Annotated in this window: 15 protein-coding genes and 1 pseudogene; 7 read left to right on the top strand and 9 right to left on the bottom strand. The window is 63.9% G+C overall.

Annotated elements, in window-relative coordinates; all coding sequences use genetic code 11:
• The 6 genes from AB4Z51_RS11340 to AB4Z51_RS11315 form a co-directional block, all read right to left on the bottom strand.
• Positions 1–179, bottom strand: a 179-nt coding sequence (locus AB4Z51_RS11340; RefSeq protein ID WP_441497416.1) for a helix-turn-helix domain-containing protein, incomplete at its 3' end; no start/stop codon positions are given.
• A 125-nt stretch (positions 180–304) separates the two neighbouring features.
• The gene (locus AB4Z51_RS11335; protein WP_085404837.1) at positions 305–697 is read right to left on the bottom strand and encodes a cytochrome C oxidase subunit IV family protein; all 393 of its coding nucleotides are present in this window, start codon (positions 695–697) and stop codon (positions 305–307) included.
• A gap of 9 nt (positions 698–706) precedes the next feature.
• Positions 707–1,429 (bottom strand): heme-copper oxidase subunit III family protein, encoded by a 723-nt coding sequence (locus AB4Z51_RS11330; protein ID WP_085404836.1) that lies wholly within the window; start codon positions 1,427–1,429, stop codon positions 707–709.
• A 14-nt stretch (positions 1,430–1,443) separates the two neighbouring features.
• Positions 1,444–2,148 (bottom strand): cytochrome c oxidase subunit 3, encoded by a 705-nt coding sequence (locus AB4Z51_RS11325; RefSeq protein WP_441268360.1) that lies wholly within the window; start codon positions 2,146–2,148, stop codon positions 1,444–1,446.
• The gene (locus tag AB4Z51_RS11320; protein ID WP_441268359.1) at positions 2,145–3,923 is read right to left on the bottom strand and encodes a cbb3-type cytochrome c oxidase subunit I; all 1,779 of its coding nucleotides are present in this window, start codon (positions 3,921–3,923) and stop codon (positions 2,145–2,147) included. Before AB4Z51_RS11320 ends, AB4Z51_RS11325 begins: the two co-directional genes overlap by 4 nt.
• A gap of 74 nt (positions 3,924–3,997) precedes the next feature.
• Positions 3,998–4,831 (bottom strand): cytochrome c oxidase subunit II, encoded by an 834-nt coding sequence (locus AB4Z51_RS11315; protein WP_071915136.1) that lies wholly within the window; start codon positions 4,829–4,831, stop codon positions 3,998–4,000.
• Between the two features lie 545 nt (positions 4,832–5,376).
• On the opposite strand from AB4Z51_RS11315, the gene AB4Z51_RS11310 reads away from it, so the two are divergent.
• Positions 5,377–6,285, top strand: a complete 909-nt coding sequence (locus tag AB4Z51_RS11310; RefSeq protein ID WP_166105719.1) for a DUF2189 domain-containing protein — start codon at positions 5,377–5,379, stop codon at positions 6,283–6,285.
• 54 nt (positions 6,286–6,339) lie between these two features.
• Here the strand turns inward: AB4Z51_RS11310 and AB4Z51_RS11305 are convergent, their stop codons facing one another.
• Both AB4Z51_RS11305 and AB4Z51_RS11300 read right to left on the bottom strand, forming a co-directional pair.
• Positions 6,340–7,536 carry a DUF2865 domain-containing protein gene (locus AB4Z51_RS11305; RefSeq protein ID WP_441268358.1) on the bottom strand — a complete coding sequence of 399 codons (1,197 nt, stop codon included), beginning with the start codon at positions 7,534–7,536 and terminating at the stop codon, positions 6,340–6,342.
• Between the two features lie 130 nt (positions 7,537–7,666).
• Complete coding sequence (locus tag AB4Z51_RS11300; RefSeq protein ID WP_354117388.1) at positions 7,667–7,972, bottom strand: hypothetical protein; 306 nt, start codon at positions 7,970–7,972, stop codon at positions 7,667–7,669.
• A gap of 289 nt (positions 7,973–8,261) precedes the next feature.
• Between AB4Z51_RS11300 and cysS the strand changes: the two genes are divergently transcribed.
• From cysS to AB4Z51_RS11280, 4 genes are all read left to right on the top strand, one after another.
• Positions 8,262–9,644: a cysteine--tRNA ligase gene (gene cysS / locus AB4Z51_RS11295; protein ID WP_441268357.1), complete on the top strand. Its 1,383-nt coding sequence runs from the start codon at positions 8,262–8,264 to the stop codon at positions 9,642–9,644.
• Positions 9,645–9,759: 115 nt separating this feature from the next.
• Positions 9,760–10,251: a GNAT family N-acetyltransferase gene (locus AB4Z51_RS11290; RefSeq protein ID WP_063986451.1), complete on the top strand. Its 492-nt coding sequence runs from the start codon at positions 9,760–9,762 to the stop codon at positions 10,249–10,251.
• Positions 10,248–11,846, top strand: coding sequence for a citramalate synthase (gene cimA / locus AB4Z51_RS11285; protein ID WP_441497415.1), 1,599 nt, complete (start codon positions 10,248–10,250; stop codon positions 11,844–11,846). The genes AB4Z51_RS11290 and cimA overlap by 4 nt, the downstream gene beginning before the upstream one ends.
• Before the next feature lie 142 nt (positions 11,847–11,988).
• Positions 11,989–12,366, top strand: a complete 378-nt coding sequence (locus AB4Z51_RS11280; protein WP_441268355.1) for a VOC family protein — start codon at positions 11,989–11,991, stop codon at positions 12,364–12,366.
• A 4-nt stretch (positions 12,367–12,370) separates the two neighbouring features.
• Here the strand turns inward: AB4Z51_RS11280 and AB4Z51_RS11275 are convergent, their stop codons facing one another.
• Complete coding sequence (locus tag AB4Z51_RS11275) at positions 12,371–12,976, bottom strand: TIGR00730 family Rossman fold protein (protein WP_071915130.1); 606 nt, start codon at positions 12,974–12,976, stop codon at positions 12,371–12,373.
• Positions 12,977–13,177: 201 nt separating this feature from the next.
• Here AB4Z51_RS11275 and AB4Z51_RS11270 point away from each other — a divergent pair, with 201 nt between their 5' ends.
• Both AB4Z51_RS11270 and AB4Z51_RS11265 read left to right on the top strand, forming a co-directional pair.
• Entirely contained in the window at positions 13,178–15,136 is a 1,959-nt protein-coding gene (locus AB4Z51_RS11270; protein WP_441268354.1) for an ABCB family ABC transporter ATP-binding protein/permease, read from the top strand.
• A 74-nt stretch (positions 15,137–15,210) separates the two neighbouring features.
• Positions 15,211–15,921: pseudogene (locus AB4Z51_RS11265) on the top strand (phosphatidylserine decarboxylase); the annotation flags it as partial.
• Positions 15,922–15,965: the final 44 nt, after the last annotated feature.

Genomic DNA, 15,965 nt, shown 5'->3' with positions numbered 1-15,965 from the left:
CGCCGGGAGCGGTCGGCCAGCTCCCGATCGCCGGCCTGCCAGCGCGCCAGCCACTTGTAGCCGACGTCAGGACTGATGTTGAACCGACGGCACAGTTCGCGCCGGTTGGCGCCCTCCTGCAAAGCCAGCCGCACAAACTCGTGACGCTGATCCATCACTGACACCTCGCTCCAAGGCATGGACGGCCTCCCGAATCGGACCAATCCAGCCAATGTTGATGTGTCAGCTATGTCTCCGAACACCCGTCAGTGATCTGTCCGGGCTAAACACTTCGCGGGGCATGACAGTGCAAATCAGCTTGCCGCTACGACGGGGTTGCGAAAAACATCACCCGAAGCAAGTGGGTGTATTCGGATTCGAGCACCATGATGGTCACAAACACCATTACCGCGATCGGCGGCAGCAGGATGGCATAGGTGAGGGCCAGCCGCTCCCAGGCCATGTGCATGAAGACGGCGACGATCAGGCCGGCCTTCAACACCATGAACAGCAGGATCAGCGACCACCTGAGGTAGCCGTGTAGGCCAAAGTAGTCGACGAGGTAGGAGCACGTGCTGAGGACGAACAGCCAGCCCCAGACCACGAGGTAGAGCTTGATCGGGTGCTGTTGCCCCTTGGCGTGCACGGCTGCTGTTGCGACTGCGCCGTGCGCCGGAGCGTGGAGCTGGCCTTCCATGTGTACCGCCGCGTTTGTCATGCGCCGACCTCACCAAAGATAGAACAATGCAAAGATGAACACCCACACGAGATCGACGAAGTGCCAGTACAGGCCCATGATCTCGACGATCTCGTAATAGCCCTTGCGGCTTGTGAAGAAGCCGCGCCTCTCGACGTCGAAGTCTCCACGCCAGACCTTTCGCGCGATCGCGATCAGGAAGATCACGCCGATCGTCACGTGGGTGCCGTGGAAACCGGTGATCATGAAAAAGCTTGAGCCAAACTGCGCCGCGCCCCATGGATTGCCCCAGGGCCGGACGCCCTCCATGATCAGCTTGGTCCATTCGAACGCCTGCATTCCGACGAAGGTTGCGCCGAATGCCGCCGTGACCAGCATCAGGATTGCGGTTCTCACGCGATCGCGGCGGTAGCCGAAATTGACGGCCATCGCCATCGTGCCGCTGCTGCTGATCAGGACGAAGGTCATGATGGCGATCAGGATCAGCGGGATGTGGTTGCCCCCGATATTGAGGGCGAAGACTTCGCTGGGATTCGGCCACGGCACGGTCGTGGACATGCGCGCCGTCATGTAGGAGAGCAGGAAGCAACTGAAGATGAAGGTGTCGCTGAGGAGGAAGATCCACATCATGGCCTTGCCCCAGGACACGTTCTTGAAGGCGCGCTGATCGGACGCCCAGTCGGCGGCGATGCCGCGCCAGCCTTCAAGCCGCGCAGGCGATTGGCCCGAATGTGTCAGCACGGTTTCAGCCATCTGGTCTCGCCTCCCTAGCTCAGCAATTGACGGCAGATGTTGACGAAATCGTCGGTCCAGCCCGTGAGAAGACCGAGCAGGACAAGCCAGACCAACAGCAGGAAGTGCCAGTAGATGGCGCACAGCTCCACGCTCAAGCGCATGTCGGCGATCTCGGTGCCGCGCCACACCTTGGCCGAGGTTCGCCCGAGGGCCACCAGGCCGCCCGTCAGATGCAGCCCGTGCACCGCAGTCAACAGGTAGAAGAAGGAATTCGCCGGATTGGACGCCACGAAATATCCGGCAGCCCCGAGCCGTTGCCAGGCCAGGAGCTGTCCGGCGAGGAAGATCACGGCAGATGCTCCGCCGGCGAGCAGACCGATCTTGACGCTCTCGGTATCGTCTCGCCCGGCAGCCACGTACGACCATTGCAGCGCGACACTGCTCAGGACCAGGACGCCCGTATTGACCCACAGCAGCCGCGGGACCGGCAGCGGCCGCCAGTCCACCACGCTCATGCGCATCGAGTAGGCGCTGATGAAGAGGACGAACAGTGTGCTCGCGACAGCGAGAAACACGCCAAGTCCGACCTTCGCTGCCGGCCAGGTCATGCTATCGCCGCCGGGGAAGTCACCGACCGAGCCTTCCTCCAGCCAGGGCTTGGCCATCAGCCGCTGCTGCGACAGCCACCATCCGGCGATCACCGCAAGCACAGCCAGGAACAGGATGATGGCGCTCACGAAGCAGCTCCCTGAACGAACTGCGTCGCGCGTGGCGGCTGGTTCTGCGGAATGAAGTCCTCCGCGGCGCCGGGCACACTGTAGTCATAGGCCCAGCGGTACACGACCGGGAGCTCCTTGCCCCAGTTGCCGTGTCCGGGGGGCGTCTCCGGCGTCTGCCACTCCAGCGTCGTCGCCCGCCACGGATTGCCGCCCGAGGCCTCGCCCTTGAACAGGCTCCAGGCAAGATTGAACAGGAACACCATCTGGCTGAAGCCGACGGTCAAGGCCACCACGGAGATGAAGGCGTTCAGTGTATGGGCCGAGGACGGGATGAACGCCGTGTCGCCGAGTTCGAAATACCGGCGCGGAACCCCGAGCAGTCCAAGGTAGTGCATGGGGAAGAAGATCAGGTAGGCGCCGAGGAAGGTGACCCAGAAGTGAAACTTGCCGAGGAGGTCGTTCAGCATCCGTCCCGTGACCTTGGGGTACCAATGATAGATCGCGCCGAGCACGACCATGATCGGCGCCACGCCCATCACCATGTGGAAATGCGCGACCACGAACATGGTGTCCGAGAGGGGCACGTCCACGACGACGTTGCCGAGGAAGAGGCCGGTGAGGCCGCCATTCACGAAGGTGATGATGAAGCCGAGGGCGAACAGCATCGGCACCCTGAGATGAATGTCGCCGCGCCACAGGGTCAGCACCCAGTTGTAGACCTTGATCGCTGTGGGGATGGCGATGATGAGCGTCGTGGTGGCGAAGAAGTACCCGAACTGCGGGAACATGCCGCTCACATACATGTGGTGCGCCCACACGACGAAGCTGAGCGCACCAATCCCCACGATGGCCCAGACCATCATGCGATAACCGAAGATGTTCTTGCGCGCATGCGTGCTGATCAGATCGGAGACGATGCCGAAGGCGGGCAGGGCGACGATGTAAACCTCGGGGTGGCCGAAGAACCAGAACAGGTGCTGGAAGAGCAGCGGGCTGCCGCCGCCGTATTTCGACAGCTGTCCCATCTCGACGAGGGAGGGCATGAAGAAGCTGGTTCCCAGGAGACGGTCGAGCAGCAGCATGACCGAGGCAACGAACAGTGCAGGGAATGCCAGCAACGCCATGACGGTCGCCGTGAAAATGCCCCACACCGTCAGGGGCAGGCGCATCAACGTCATGCCGCGGGTGCGCGCCTGCAGCACCGTGACCACGTAATTCAGCCCGCCCATGGTGAAGCCGATGATGAACAGGATCAGGGACGACATCATGAGAATGATGCCCCAATCCTGCCCGGGCGTTCCGGAGAGGATGGCTTGCGGCGGGTAGAGCGTCCAGCCGGCGCCGGTGGGGCCGCCGGGGACAAAGAATGTCGAGGCCAGCACCAGGACTGCGAGCAGGTAGACCCAGTAGCTCAGCATGTTCACATAGGGGAAGACCATGTCCCGGGCGCCGACCATCAGCGGGATCAGGTAGTTGCCGAAGCCGCCCAGGAACAATGCGGTGAGCAGATAGATCACCATGATCATGCCGTGCATGGTGATGAACTGGAGGTACTGGTTGGCATCGATGAAAGAGAAGGTGCCGGGGAATCCCAGTTGCAGTCGCATCAGCCACGACAGCACCAGGGCCACCAGCCCGATGGCCGAGGCCGTCAGCGAATACTGAATGGCGATCACCTTGGCGTCCTGCGAGAAGACATACCGTGTCCACCAGCTCCTTGGATGATAGAGCTCGACTTCAGGTACTTCGGCAGGCGGGATGCCTGCGATCCCTTCATATGGAATATCGACCATAGAAACCTCCTCGGTCGTTTCCATCGGGGGTGAGGCATTGGCCTCGTGCACCCGATCTTCGCAGCGGCAGCCTGCTACTTGCCGCCGGATTGGTACGTCGCCTTCACGACAGCTCGCGCCGGCGACAATTCGGCAAACGTCTTTTGTTGCTCAAGCCAAGCGTGATATTCACGCTCTTCGTCGACGATGACCTTGGCCCGCATCTGATAATGAGCCGCGCCACAGAGCTCCGCACATAGAACATCGAACGTTCCGGTTCGGATCGGCGTTATCCAGAAGTAGGTCACCATGCCGGGGACCATGTCCATCTTGGCGCGGAATTCGGGCACGTAGAAATCGTGCAGGACATCAACCGAGCGGAGGAGAACCTTGACCGGCTTTCCCATTTGAAGGTGCAGGTCGCCGTTCTCGATCACGACGTCGTCCTGCGCATGCGGGTCGTCACGATTGAGCCCCATCGGATTGTCGGAAGCGATGTTGCGGACATCGGATGTGCCCAGCCGCCCATCCTTGCCCGGAAGGCGGAAGCTCCATTGCCATTGCTGGCCCATGACTTCGACCTCGGTGGCATCCGCAGGCACCGTCACGAACTGGTGCCAGACCACGAGACCGGGCGCGAGCATGGCGGCGACGCCGACGCCGGTCCCGACGCTCAGCCACCATTCGAGCTTTTTGTTTTCCGGATTATAGTCGGCCCGCCTTCCCTCTTTGTGGTGAAAGCGGAAGACGCAATAGGCCATGAAGGCGATGACCGCGACGAAAACGAAGCCCGTGATCCAGAACGTGATGCTGATGGTGTGGTCGATATAGGCCCAGTTCGTGGCGATCGGCGTCCACCACCACGGGCTGTAGAGGTGAAACAGCACCGAGCCGATCGCGACCAGAAGCAGTATCAGTGCGACAGCCATCCTGATCCATCCTTGCCATCGAAGGCTACGGATACGAATCCAGGGCGGAGCTCACGTCTGTCGCGATGGCGGACTTTCTCTACGCGGACATCTATGCTGACATATGCGCCATCACCGCGCCTCTTGCCTCGCCCATTCAACCGGTCGCGATATTCAAGAGGAAGACCGCGACCGCTGGGGGCGTCCAGACTTTTAAAATGATCCCCCGCGAACCCGGCGTCAATAGCATGTCAGCACGCTTAGGCGGCGTGGGCGATCCATGTTGCCGTGCAAGCTGGCGAGCGTCAGTCGCATTCTCGATGTGATGCATCGCACAAAATATGCGACGCACAATTCACCCAGCCGGGAGCGCTGGTCATTCCAGATCGCGCGCGCTAAGCTCGGGRCGCAGGTCGCGACGGGTTTCGTCCGGCTAAGCTCCTTCCTCGTTGAGCCTGGAACTGCCGTACTCGGCTCGATCGCGTCTCCCGCACATAAGGGCGGATACGCGCGGCCGGAAAGCGCGCCGTTTGCCGCCGCGACTTTCAGCAGAGGAGGGTGTGTCCATGGCCACTCTTTATCCCGACAACATCATAAAGCGGCACCTGTTCGGCGAAGCGGCCTCCTACCCCATTCGCAAGATCAGCTTGTCCGACCTGACCGAGGCCCTACGCCTGGGTTGGGAGGATTTCCAGGCGATGCCGAGCCACGCGATCGTCGTGTGCGTGATTTATCCCGTTCTCGGTCTCGTCCTGTTCAGGATGGTTCTCGGCTATTCGGTGCTGCCGCTCCTGTTTCCGCTGGCTGCCGGCTTTGCCTTGATCGGCCCTTTTGCCGCGATCGGTCTCTATGAACTCAGCCGGCGTCGCGAGCGCGGCGAGGAGGTCGATGCATGGGATGCGATCAAGGTGCTGCGCGCACCGTCGTTCGGCGCCATGGTCGAGCTCGGCGTGCTTCTGCTGGTCCTGTTCGGGGCCTGGATCGGTGTCGCGAACGCAATCTATGTCACGATCTTCGGTCACGCGGCGGCCGCAAGCATTCCCGACTTCGCAACGCGCGTGCTGACGACACCGGAGGGCTGGTCGCTCATCATCGTCGGTTGCGGTTGTGGCTTCCTGTTTGCGGTTGTGGCCTTGTGCGTCAGCGTCGTGTCGTTTCCGTTGATGCTCGACCGGCATGCGACTGCGATCGACGCGATCCGCACGTCGCTCCGAGCAGTGGCCGCGAATCCGGTTGCGATGGCCGGATGGGGCCTCATCGTCGCGGCACTGCTCGTGATCGGCTCGCTGCCGTTCTTCGTCGGTCTCGCTGTCGTCCTGCCGGTGCTCGGTCATGCCACCTGGCACCTCTATCGGCGGGTGGTCGAGCCGAATCCGAATCCACCGGACGAGCCGCCGCCGCCCCCGAAGGGAAAGCGCTACGCAGCGGACTTTCCGGCCAATCTCTTCCCGTGGAGCCGCGAGGGTAAGCAGTAACAGCGAAACGGCCGCACCTGGCGGCCGCCTTCGCGGGGCATGACGGGTTAGAGCCTACTTCTGCTGCTGCGGCAGGAACGTCGGGCCGACCGAGCGGATCGGCTTGTTCTCCGACGAATTGGTGGCCGTGCCGGTATCCGCAGGCGCTGCCGCAGCCGGTGCGCTGGCCGTCGTCGGCGCGGGAGCCGCGCCCTTCTTGGCAGTCGCAGGCGTGCCCTTGTTGAGCCGCTGCTGCTGCATCTTCTTGGCGCTCTCCTCGGTGACGATGATGTCACCCTGCTGCTCGGCCGCCGCCTTGTCGTCGGCGGATTTCAGCGCGTCGGCCCAGGTCTGGCCTGCGGCCTTRCAGGAGCAGGACGGGTTGAACTCGCTGCGGAATTTGAACGCGGTCGGCAGCGCCGTGTAGGGCTGGCCGCTGGTGGAGACCGCGGAGTTCATGTCCTCGCCGGGATTGCGATGGGTGTAGAGCACGGCTTCCGCGGCCGGGCACAGCGCCTTGCAGGTCTTCTCATCGTCGGGGAAGCGCGCCGGCACGGTGGCAAACGAGACCGGGAAATAGGCGCCGTCGCAGGTGCGCACGCACACGGTGCGGTAGGTGCCGGATTGTGGTCCGAGATCGGAGGGCGGCACGCCTTGCGGATTGTTGGGGTTGTTGCCGCCGCCGCCGAACAGATTGTTCAGGAAGTTGCCGCCTTGCGATTGCGCGGCGTTGGCATATTGCGGGCCGCAATTGTTCTGCGCCAGCGCCGCCAGCACCGAGCGGCGCTGGTTGTCGCGCTCCGGGCTGAAGCCGCCGGGGCCGCCGCCGCGCAGGCGTTCGAGATTGCCGGTGATCTGGTCCAGATTGGCGCGCATCTGCTGGATCTGGGTGTTGACCGGACCGCATTGCGCCGACTGGCCGTTGAACAGCGAGAAGAAGCCGGAGGAATCGCAGCCCATGCGCTTGGCCTGCATGGTGACGCGGTCGAGCTCGGCCTGCTGCTTGGCCTGGGAATCCTGGTAGCGGCGGATCTGGTCTTCGCGCGCGGGGTCGCCACCGCCGCCGCCACGATCGAGCCCGGCGAGCTGGCCTTCCAGCCGCACGCACATCGGATTTGGTCCAAGCCCGTTCTGGCCGGGCTGAGGCGGCGGGCCGGGCGGGCCCGCTTGCGCGAAAGCACCGTTGGCGAGCACGACCGTGCCCAGAAGCACGGTGCAGGCAAGGATGGAGCGAGCACGGGAGAGAGACAAAAATTCAGGCATATCCGCCATTCTAGCGAGGTCACGGCCCGGCGTGATTTTGGGGGCCGACGCGCGCCCTCCAATAGCCGCTTCCTGCGGCATCGTCACGTCGTTTCAGGGGCCGAAAACTGGTCCTAAGGTCCGCCAGCTCCGAGGGAATTCAGCGCTGGCAGGTGATTGCGACATATTCGTCGCAATGGCCATGGGAGCAGTTTGCGCCGGTTTTTGGGACAGAGCCGGTAATTTCGTCGGGATCGACCCGGCGATAGGCCGAGGCCTGGGCAAAATCGCGTGACTGGCAATAGGTGCGCGCGACCTGTGCGCCGCATTTCTCACCCTTGGCGAGGCACTGGTCGACACCGTAGCCGTCCGCCTGGTTGGCGATGATGAAGACGCGGGTCTCGGCGAATGCGCTGGATGCCGCGATGATGGAGGCACAAGAGACGAGCGCGAGCAGGGATCGCATGGGTGCACCGGGGCTTTAGGGAACCGCCGGGTTTCAAGTAAACTCAAAAGGTTAAGGATGATGAACCATCAAGGCGGGGCGGCCGCGCTTTGCGGAGATAAAACGGCGTTTTCGCGGCTCTCTTGACGCGGGGGCGCCTGATAGCCCATATGTGGCCGCATGTACGGTCTCCTCGCCATTTGTGGCATTTGCCGCGAGATTACGAGCTAGCGATTCGCTGGCTGGAGCCGTCTTTTCTCAAAAGCATTGAGAGCACTGGACGCCCGGCCAACAGCCGACGGGTATCCATATGGAATTGCGCCTTTACGATACGCTGAGCCGGGACAAGCGCACCTTCGTGCCGCTCGATGCGAAGAACGTCCGCATGTATGTCTGCGGACCGACCGTCTATGACTTCGCCCATATCGGCAATGCGCGGCCGGTGATCGTGTTCGACGTGCTGTTTCGGCTGCTGCGCCATCTCTATGGCGAGGCGCACGTGACCTATGTCCGCAACATCACCGACGTCGACGACAAGATCAACGACCGCGCCGCGCGCGATTTTCCGGGGCTCCCGCTCAACGAGGCGATCCGCAAGGTCACCGAGCAGACAGGAAGACAGTTTCACGCCGACGTCGACGCACTTGGCGCGCTGAGGCCGAGCGTCGAGCCGCGCGCGACCGAGCATATCGGCGAGATGCGCGAGATCATCGAGAGGCTGATCGCCGGCGGCTTTGCCTATGCTGCCGAGGACCATGTGCTGTTCTCGCCGCAGGCGATGAACGCGGCCAATTCCGGCCTGCCGCGCTATGGCGCGCTGTCCAATCGCTCGCTGGACGAGATGATCGCCGGCGCCCGCGTCGATGTCGCGCCCTACAAGAAGGACAACACCGACTTCGTGCTGTGGAAGCCGTCCAAGCCGGGTGAGCCGTCATGGCCGTCGCCGGCCGGCATCAAGGCAGACGGCCGTCCGGGCTGGCACATCGAGTGCTCGGCCATGGCCTGGAAGCATCTCGGCGAGTATTTCGACATCCATGGCGGCGGTATCGATCTCGTGTTTCCGCATCACGAGAACGAGGTCGCGCAAACCTGCTGCGCCTTCCACCAGGAGCGCATGGCGAACTACTGGATGCACAACGGCTTCCTGCAGGTCGAGAGCGAGAAGATGTCGAAGTCGCTCGGCAACTTCGTCACCATCCACGAGCTCCTCGCGGACTGGCCGGGGGAGGTGCTGCGTCTGAACATGCTGAAGACGCATTACCGCTCGCCGATCGACTGGACCCTGAAGTCGCTGGAGGAGAGCGCCAGGACGCTCGACGACTGGTATCGGGTCGCGGCCGACGCCGAGCCCGGCCAGCCGGCCGCGTCCGTGGTCGAGCCGCTGCTCGACGACCTCAATACGCCGCTAGCGATCGCGGCGCTGCACGGCCTGCGTGGCAGCGACGTGAGCGCGCTGGCGGGCTCGTTGCGCCTGCTCGGCTTCCTCTCCGAAAGCGCTGCGCAGTGGGAAGGGCGCAAGCGGCAGGCCAGCGGGGTCGATGCCAGGGAAGTCGAACGCCTGATCTCGGAGCGGACGGCCGCCCGTAGCCGCAAGGACTTCAAAGAGTCCGACCGTATTCGCGATCTGCTTGCCGCGATGGGCGTTGCGATCAAGGACTCCAAGGACGGGACGACGTGGGAGGTCGCGCGATGAAGCGGCCCGACACGCCTTTTCCGCGGCACTGGCTCTATTACATCGCGCTGAAGATCCTGCTGCTCGTGGCCGCCGTGGCGCTGGCGCTGAAACTCTATGGGATGTGGTGAAGACGATGGGACAGACTTTGCCAAAACCCGGCTTGCGGCCGTTCCTGCCTGATGACGTGCCGGTTCTCGCCGCGATCTTCACGGCAAGCATCGAGGAGCTGACCGGCGAAGACTACAACGAGGCGCAGCAGCAGGCCTGGATGGAAGCGGCGGAAACCGAAGAGTTCGGCAAGCGGCTCGCGGCCGACCTGACGCTGGTCGCGACGCTGGAGGGCTCGCCCGTCGGCTTCGCCTCGCTGCGCGGGGCCGATCACATCCATATGCTCTATGTGCATCCCGCCGTGACCGGTCAGGGCATCGCGACCATGCTGGTGGACGCGCTGGAAAAGCTCGCCGGCGGCCGTGGCGCGACCAGCCTGTCGGTCGATGCCAGCGACACCGCGCAAAACTTCTTCGCCAAGCGCGGCTATGTCGCCATGCAGCGCAACAGTATCACCATCAACGACGAGTGGCTCGCCAACACCACGATGAAGAAGACGCTCGGAGCTGCGCAATGAGCAAGGAGCGTCTCTATCTGTTCGACACCACGCTGCGCGACGGGGCGCAGACCAACGGCGTCGATTTCACCCTGACCGACAAGCAGGTCATCGCGGCGATGCTCGACGATCTCGGCATCGACTATGTCGAGGGCGGCTATCCCGGCGCCAATCCGACCGACACCGAGTTCTTCGGCACCAAGCCCAAGCTCAAGCATGCGCGCTTCACCGCCTTCGGCATGACGCGCCGGGCAGGGCGCTCGGTCTCCAACGATCCCGGCGTGGCCGGGCTCCTTGAAGCGAAGGCCGATGCGATCTGCTTCGTGGCGAAGTCCTCGGCCTATCAGGTGCGCGTCGCGCTGGAGACGACGAACGAAGAAAATCTGGCGTCGATCCGCGACAGCGTCGCGGCGGCGAAGGCCGCGGGCCGCGAGGTCATGCTCGACTGCGAGCACTTCTTCGACGGCTACAAGGAGGATTCAACCTTCGCGCTCGCCTGCGCCAAGGCCGCCTATGAGGCCGGCGCGCGCTGGGTGGTGCTGTGCGACACCAATGGCGGCACCATGCCGAACGAGATCGAGGCCATCGTCACCGAGGTGACGAAACACATCCCGGGCGACCATGTCGGCATCCACGCCCATAACGACACCGAGCAGGCGGTGGCCAATTCGCTCGCCGCGGTGCGCGCCGGCGCGCGGCAGATCCAGGGCACCTTGAACGGCCTTGGCGAGCGCTGCGGCAACGCCAATCTGTGCTCGCTGATCCCGACGCTGAAGCTCAAGAAGGAGTTTTCGGACGCCTTCGAGATCGGCGTCACGCCCGAAAAGCTCGCAACTCTCGTCAAGGTCTCGCGCACCCTCGACGACATGCTCAACCGCGTGCCGAACCGGCATGCGGCCTATGTCGGCGAGAGCGCCTTCGTCACCAAGACCGGCATCCACGCCTCGGCAGTGCTGAAGGATCCGCAGACGTATGAGCATGTGCTGCCGGAATTGGTCGGCAATCATCGCAAGGTGCTGGTGTCAGACCAGGCCGGACGCTCCAACGTCATCGCGGAGCTGGACCGGGCCGGCATCGCCTACGAGAAGAGCGATCCCAAGCTGACGCGGCTGGTCGAGGAATTGAAGGAGCGCGAGGCGGCGGGCTACGCCTATGAATCCGCCAACGCATCGTTCGATCTGCTGGCGCGCCGCACGCTCGGCAAGGTGCCGCATTATTTCGAGGTCGAGCAGTTCGACGTCAATGTCGAGCAGCGCTACAATTCGCACGGCGAGCGCGTCACCGTCGCCCTTGCAGTGGTCAAGGTCGACGTTGCCGGCGAGCGTTTGATCTCGGCCGCCGAAGGCAACGGCCCCGTCAACGCGCTCGACGTCGCGCTGCGCAAGGATCTCGGCAAGTACCAGAAGTACATCGAGGGCCTGACGCTGATCGACTACCGCGTCCGTATCCTCAACGGCGGCACCGGCGCGGTCACGCGCGTGCTGATCGAGAGCGAGGACGAGAACGGCGATCGCTGGACCACGGTCGGCGTGTCTCCGAACATCATCGACGCCTCGTTCCAGGCGCTGATGGACTCGGTGATCTACAAGCTCGTGAAGTCGGGGGCGCCGGCGTAGGGGACGGCTACGTAAGGGACGGCGCGGCCACAAACGCCGTCATTGCGAGGAGCGAAGCGACGAAGCAATCCAGAATCGTTCCGCGGAGGGACTCTGGATTGCTTCGCTTCGCTCGCAATGACGAGGGGAGGGAGCACGGCATATGATCGACCACATCTCCGTCGGCGTCACCGATCTCGATCGCTCCGCAAAATTCTACGAGACCACGCTCGCCGCGCTCGGCCTCACGCGCCTCGTCGCGCGGCCGCGGACGATCGGCTTCGGCAAGGCCTATCCCGAGTTCTGGATCAATCTGCGCGAGGGTATGCCGCACGTGGCAGCGGAGAGCGGCGTGCACATCTGCCTGCGGGCGAAGACGACGGCCGAGGTCGATGCGTTTCACGCCGCGGCGCTGTCCGCCGGCGGTGCGTCCGACGGCGCGCCAGGCATCCGTCCGCATGACCGCGTGCGCTACTACGCGGCCTTCGTGACCGATCCCGATGGCAACCGGATCGAGGCGGTGACGTTTCCGGCGGAGTAAGGCGCTAGAGCTTGCGCGCCACTTCCGGGGCGAGCTGCGTTTCAGATTCGGCGATCTGTGCCGCTGCCGCTTTCAGCTTCGGCAGAATATCCTCGACGCGATCGGCCTTGAGGATGTCGACCGAAAGGCCGGCGCGGATGAACTCGGTCTGGCGCATGTGCGACAGCAGCGAAAACAGCGGCTCCCAGAAATTGTCGATGTTGGCTAGCAGCACCGGCTTGGCGTGACGGCCGAGCTGTTTCCAGGTCAGCTGCTCCACCAGCTCTTCGAGCGTGCCAACGCCGCCCGGCAGCGCCACGAAGGCGTCGGAGCGCTCGAACATCAGCCGCTTGCGCTCGTGCATGTCGGGGGTGACGATCATCTCCTGCACGCGGGTCAGCGCGTTCTCGCGCTTCCGGAGGAATTCAGGAATGATGCCGGTGACGGTGCCGCCGTGATCGAGCACGGAGGTCGCGACCGAGCCCATCAGGCCGAGCGAGCCGCCGCCATAGACCAGGCGGACGTTGTTCTCGGCGAGAGCCTTGCCGAACGCCTTGGCGCCTTCGGTGAAGCTGGGATTGGTTCCTGGGCCGGAGCCGCAATAGACGCAGACAGTTTTGATCGTGCTCATTGGTGCCATGATGCATTGCAGCGCAGGGGCGTCAAGCCCAATTGGTGATTCGGATCACCCGGAAATCTACCGGTAAATGGCGACAAACAATCAAAGATTCGCCATCTGGCGGGGTGCGCTGGCATCGGGAAGGCTCTATATGACGGGCGAAAACCGCAAATCGTAACGCTGCCCGCACCCGGCGGGCTTTCAGGCTTCTTGATGGACCAACCTCAATCGTTCGACGGCGCAGACGTTCCCGATCCTCCCGCAGGGGGATCGCTGGAGCGAGCCACGCTGATGGGCACGCTGGCGCATCTGTGGCCCTATATCTGGCCGGGCGACCGTTTCGACCTGAAGATGCGGGTGGTCTGGTCGATGGTGCTGCTGCTCGCCGCCAAGCTGATCACGTTGACCGTGCCGTTCAGCTTCAAATGGGCGACGGATGCGCTGACCGGCGCCAACACCGCACCGGTCGCGGCCGACAACTGGCACCTCTGGGTGATCGCCTCGCCATTGCTGCTGACCGCAAGCTATGGCGTGACGCGCATCCTGATGGCGGTTCTGACGCAATGGCGCGACGGCATCTTCGCCCGCGTCGCCATGCATGCGGTGCGCAAGCTCGCCACCATCACCTTCATCCACATGCACGAGCTGTCGCTGCGCTTTCACCTCGAGCGCAAGACCGGCGGCCTGACGCGCGTGCTCGAGCGCGGCCGCGAGGGTATCGAGGTCATCGTGCGCATGGTGATCCTGCAGCTGATCCCGACCATCGTCGAGGTCACGCTGCTATTGGCGGTGCTGCTGTGGCAGTTCGACTGGCGCTACGTCGTGGCGACGCTGATCACGGTCGCGGTCTACATGTACTACACCTACATCGCGACCGAGTGGCGGATCGGGATCCGCCGCAAGATGAACGATTCCGACACCGAGGCGAACACCAAGGCGATCGACTCGCTGCTCAACTACGAGACCGTGAAATATTTCAGCGCGGAGACGCGCGAGGCGCAGCGTTACGACAAGTCGGTCGCGCGCTACGAGGAGTCGAGCGTTCAGGCCTATACCTCGCTCGCGGTGCTCAACACCGGCCAGGCCGTGATCTTCACGCTCGGGCTGACCGCGACCATGCTGATGTGCGCGATCGGCGTGCGCAACGGCACCAACACGGTCGGCGATTTCGTGCTGGTCAATGCCATGATGATCCAGCTCTACCAGCCGCTGAATTTCATGGGCATGGTCTATCGCGAGATCAAGCAGGCCATCATCGACATCGAGAAGATGTTCAACGTGCTGGGCCGCGAGGCCGAGATCAAGGACGTGCCCGACGCGCAGCCGCTGGTGGTCTCGGCCGGCAATCTGCGTTTCGAGGACGTGCGCTTCGCCTATGAGCCGACGCGGCCGATCCTCAAGGGCATCAGCTTCGAGGTGCCGGCCGGCAAGACGGTCGCGATCGTCGGCCCGTCGGGGGCGGGCAAGTCGACCATCTCGCGTCTGTTGTTCCGCCTCTACGACATCTCAGGCGGCAAGATCCTGATCGACGGCCAGGACATCCGCGAGGTCACGCAGGCCAGTTTGCGCGCCTCGATCGGCATGGTGCCGCAGGATACGGTGCTGTTCAACGATACCATCCGCTACAACATCCGCTACGGCCGCTGGGATGCCGATGATGCCGAGGTCGAAGAGGCGGCGCGGCTGGCGCAGATCGATCATTTCATCCGCATGGCGCCGATGGGCTACGAGACCCAGGTCGGCGAGCGCGGCCTGAAGCTCTCGGGCGGCGAGAAGCAGCGCGTCGCCATCGCGCGCACCGTGCTCAAGGCGCCGCCGATCCTGGTGCTGGACGAAGCGACCTCGGCGCTCGACACCCACACCGAGCACGAGATCCAGGGCGCGCTCGACCGCGTGTCGAAGAACCGCACCTCGCTGGTGATCGCGCACCGGCTGTCCACCATCGTCGGCGCCGACGAGATCATCGTGCTGGACCAGGGCCGGATCGCCGAGCGGGGCACCCACGCCAAGCTGCTCGTGCAGGGCGGCCTTTACGCCAGCATGTGGAACAGGCAGCGCGAAGCCGAGGCGGCACGCGAGAAACTGGCCAAGATGGCGGATTCCAGCGAGGCGCCCAACCGGGAGCCGCCGCCGGTCGACGACGCCCTCGCGACGTCAGCGGCCGCGGAGTGACCTTGTCTCGGGTCCCAACTCTGGCCTAAACAACTCCACCGCGCGGGGGCGACCCGGCGCCATCAACTCCCAGGCGGCAGATAGCGATGTCCATCCTCGATTCGATCCAGCGTCAGATCCCGCCGATCCACAAGGAGGGCTATCCCTTCATTGGCGGCTTTGCGCTGGCAAGCCTGATCCTGTTCTGGCTGTGGTCGCCGCTCGGGTGGATCGGCACGATCCTGACCGTGTGGTGCGCGCTGTTCTTCCGCGACCCCGTGCGCGTGACGCCGGTGCGCGAGGGGCTCGTGGTGTCGCCGGCCGACGGCCGCGTCTCGATGATCACCATGGCGCTGCCACCGGCCGAGCTCGGGCTCGGCGACCGGCCGCTGCCGCGCATCTCGGTGTTCATGAGCGTGTTCAACTGCCACGTGAACCGCAGCCCGATCGCGGGCAGGGTGGACCGCATCGCCTACCGGCCGGGCCTGTTCATCAATGCCGAGCTCGACAAGGCGAGCGAGGACAATGAGCGCAACTCGCTCGTGATCACGACGCCGACGGCGCGGATCGGCGTGATCCAGATCGCGGGGCTCGTCGCCAAGCGCATCGTCTGCTTCGTCAGGGAAGGGCAGGCGATCGGGGCGGGCGAGCGGTTTGGCCTGATCCGCTTCGGCTCGCGCCTCGACGTCTATTTGCCCCTGGGTACCAAGGCGCTGGTGTCGGAAGGGCAGACCGCGATCGCCGGAGAGACGATTTTGGCCGATCTTGCCGGGGACGACCCAAGCCGCGCCTACCGCGCCAATTAACCATTGGTAGGTGCATCAGGGCCTTCCGCCGCAATGGCGGAGGG

The organism is Bradyrhizobium sp. 2TAF36, assembly GCF_052114925.1.
Classification (GTDB): Bacteria; Pseudomonadota; Alphaproteobacteria; order Rhizobiales; family Xanthobacteraceae; genus Bradyrhizobium; species Bradyrhizobium barranii.
The sequence above is the reverse complement of the archived record's forward strand: the minus strand, read 5'-3'. Positions and strand labels throughout refer to the sequence as shown.

What these genes read in the sequence shown, in the direction of transcription:
- AB4Z51_RS11290 (WP_063986451.1), top strand. Translation starts at nt 9,760, where the DNA reads ATGGGACAGACTTTGCCAAAACCCGGCTTGCGGCCGTTCCTGCCTGAT.
- AB4Z51_RS11300 (WP_354117388.1), bottom strand. Translation starts at nt 7,972, where the DNA reads ATGCGATCCCTGCTCGCGCTCGTCTCTTGTGCCTCCATCATCGCGGCA.
- cysS (WP_441268357.1), top strand. Translation starts at nt 8,262, where the DNA reads ATGGAATTGCGCCTTTACGATACGCTGAGCCGGGACAAGCGCACCTTC.
- AB4Z51_RS11315 (WP_071915136.1), bottom strand. Translation starts at nt 4,831, where the DNA reads ATGGCTGTCGCACTGATACTGCTTCTGGTCGCGATCGGCTCGGTGCTG.
- cimA (WP_441497415.1), top strand. Translation starts at nt 10,248, where the DNA reads ATGAGCAAGGAGCGTCTCTATCTGTTCGACACCACGCTGCGCGACGGG.
- AB4Z51_RS11275 (WP_071915130.1), bottom strand. Translation starts at nt 12,976, where the DNA reads ATGAGCACGATCAAAACTGTCTGCGTCTATTGCGGCTCCGGCCCAGGA.
- AB4Z51_RS11270 (WP_441268354.1), top strand. Translation starts at nt 13,178, where the DNA reads ATGGACCAACCTCAATCGTTCGACGGCGCAGACGTTCCCGATCCTCCC.
- AB4Z51_RS11330 (WP_085404836.1), bottom strand. Translation starts at nt 1,429, where the DNA reads ATGGCTGAAACCGTGCTGACACATTCGGGCCAATCGCCTGCGCGGCTT.
- AB4Z51_RS11320 (WP_441268359.1), bottom strand. Translation starts at nt 3,923, where the DNA reads ATGGTCGATATTCCATATGAAGGGATCGCAGGCATCCCGCCTGCCGAA.
- AB4Z51_RS11310 (WP_166105719.1), top strand. Translation starts at nt 5,377, where the DNA reads ATGGCCACTCTTTATCCCGACAACATCATAAAGCGGCACCTGTTCGGC.
- AB4Z51_RS11335 (WP_085404837.1), bottom strand. Translation starts at nt 697, where the DNA reads ATGACAAACGCGGCGGTACACATGGAAGGCCAGCTCCACGCTCCGGCG.
- AB4Z51_RS11280 (WP_441268355.1), top strand. Translation starts at nt 11,989, where the DNA reads ATGATCGACCACATCTCCGTCGGCGTCACCGATCTCGATCGCTCCGCA.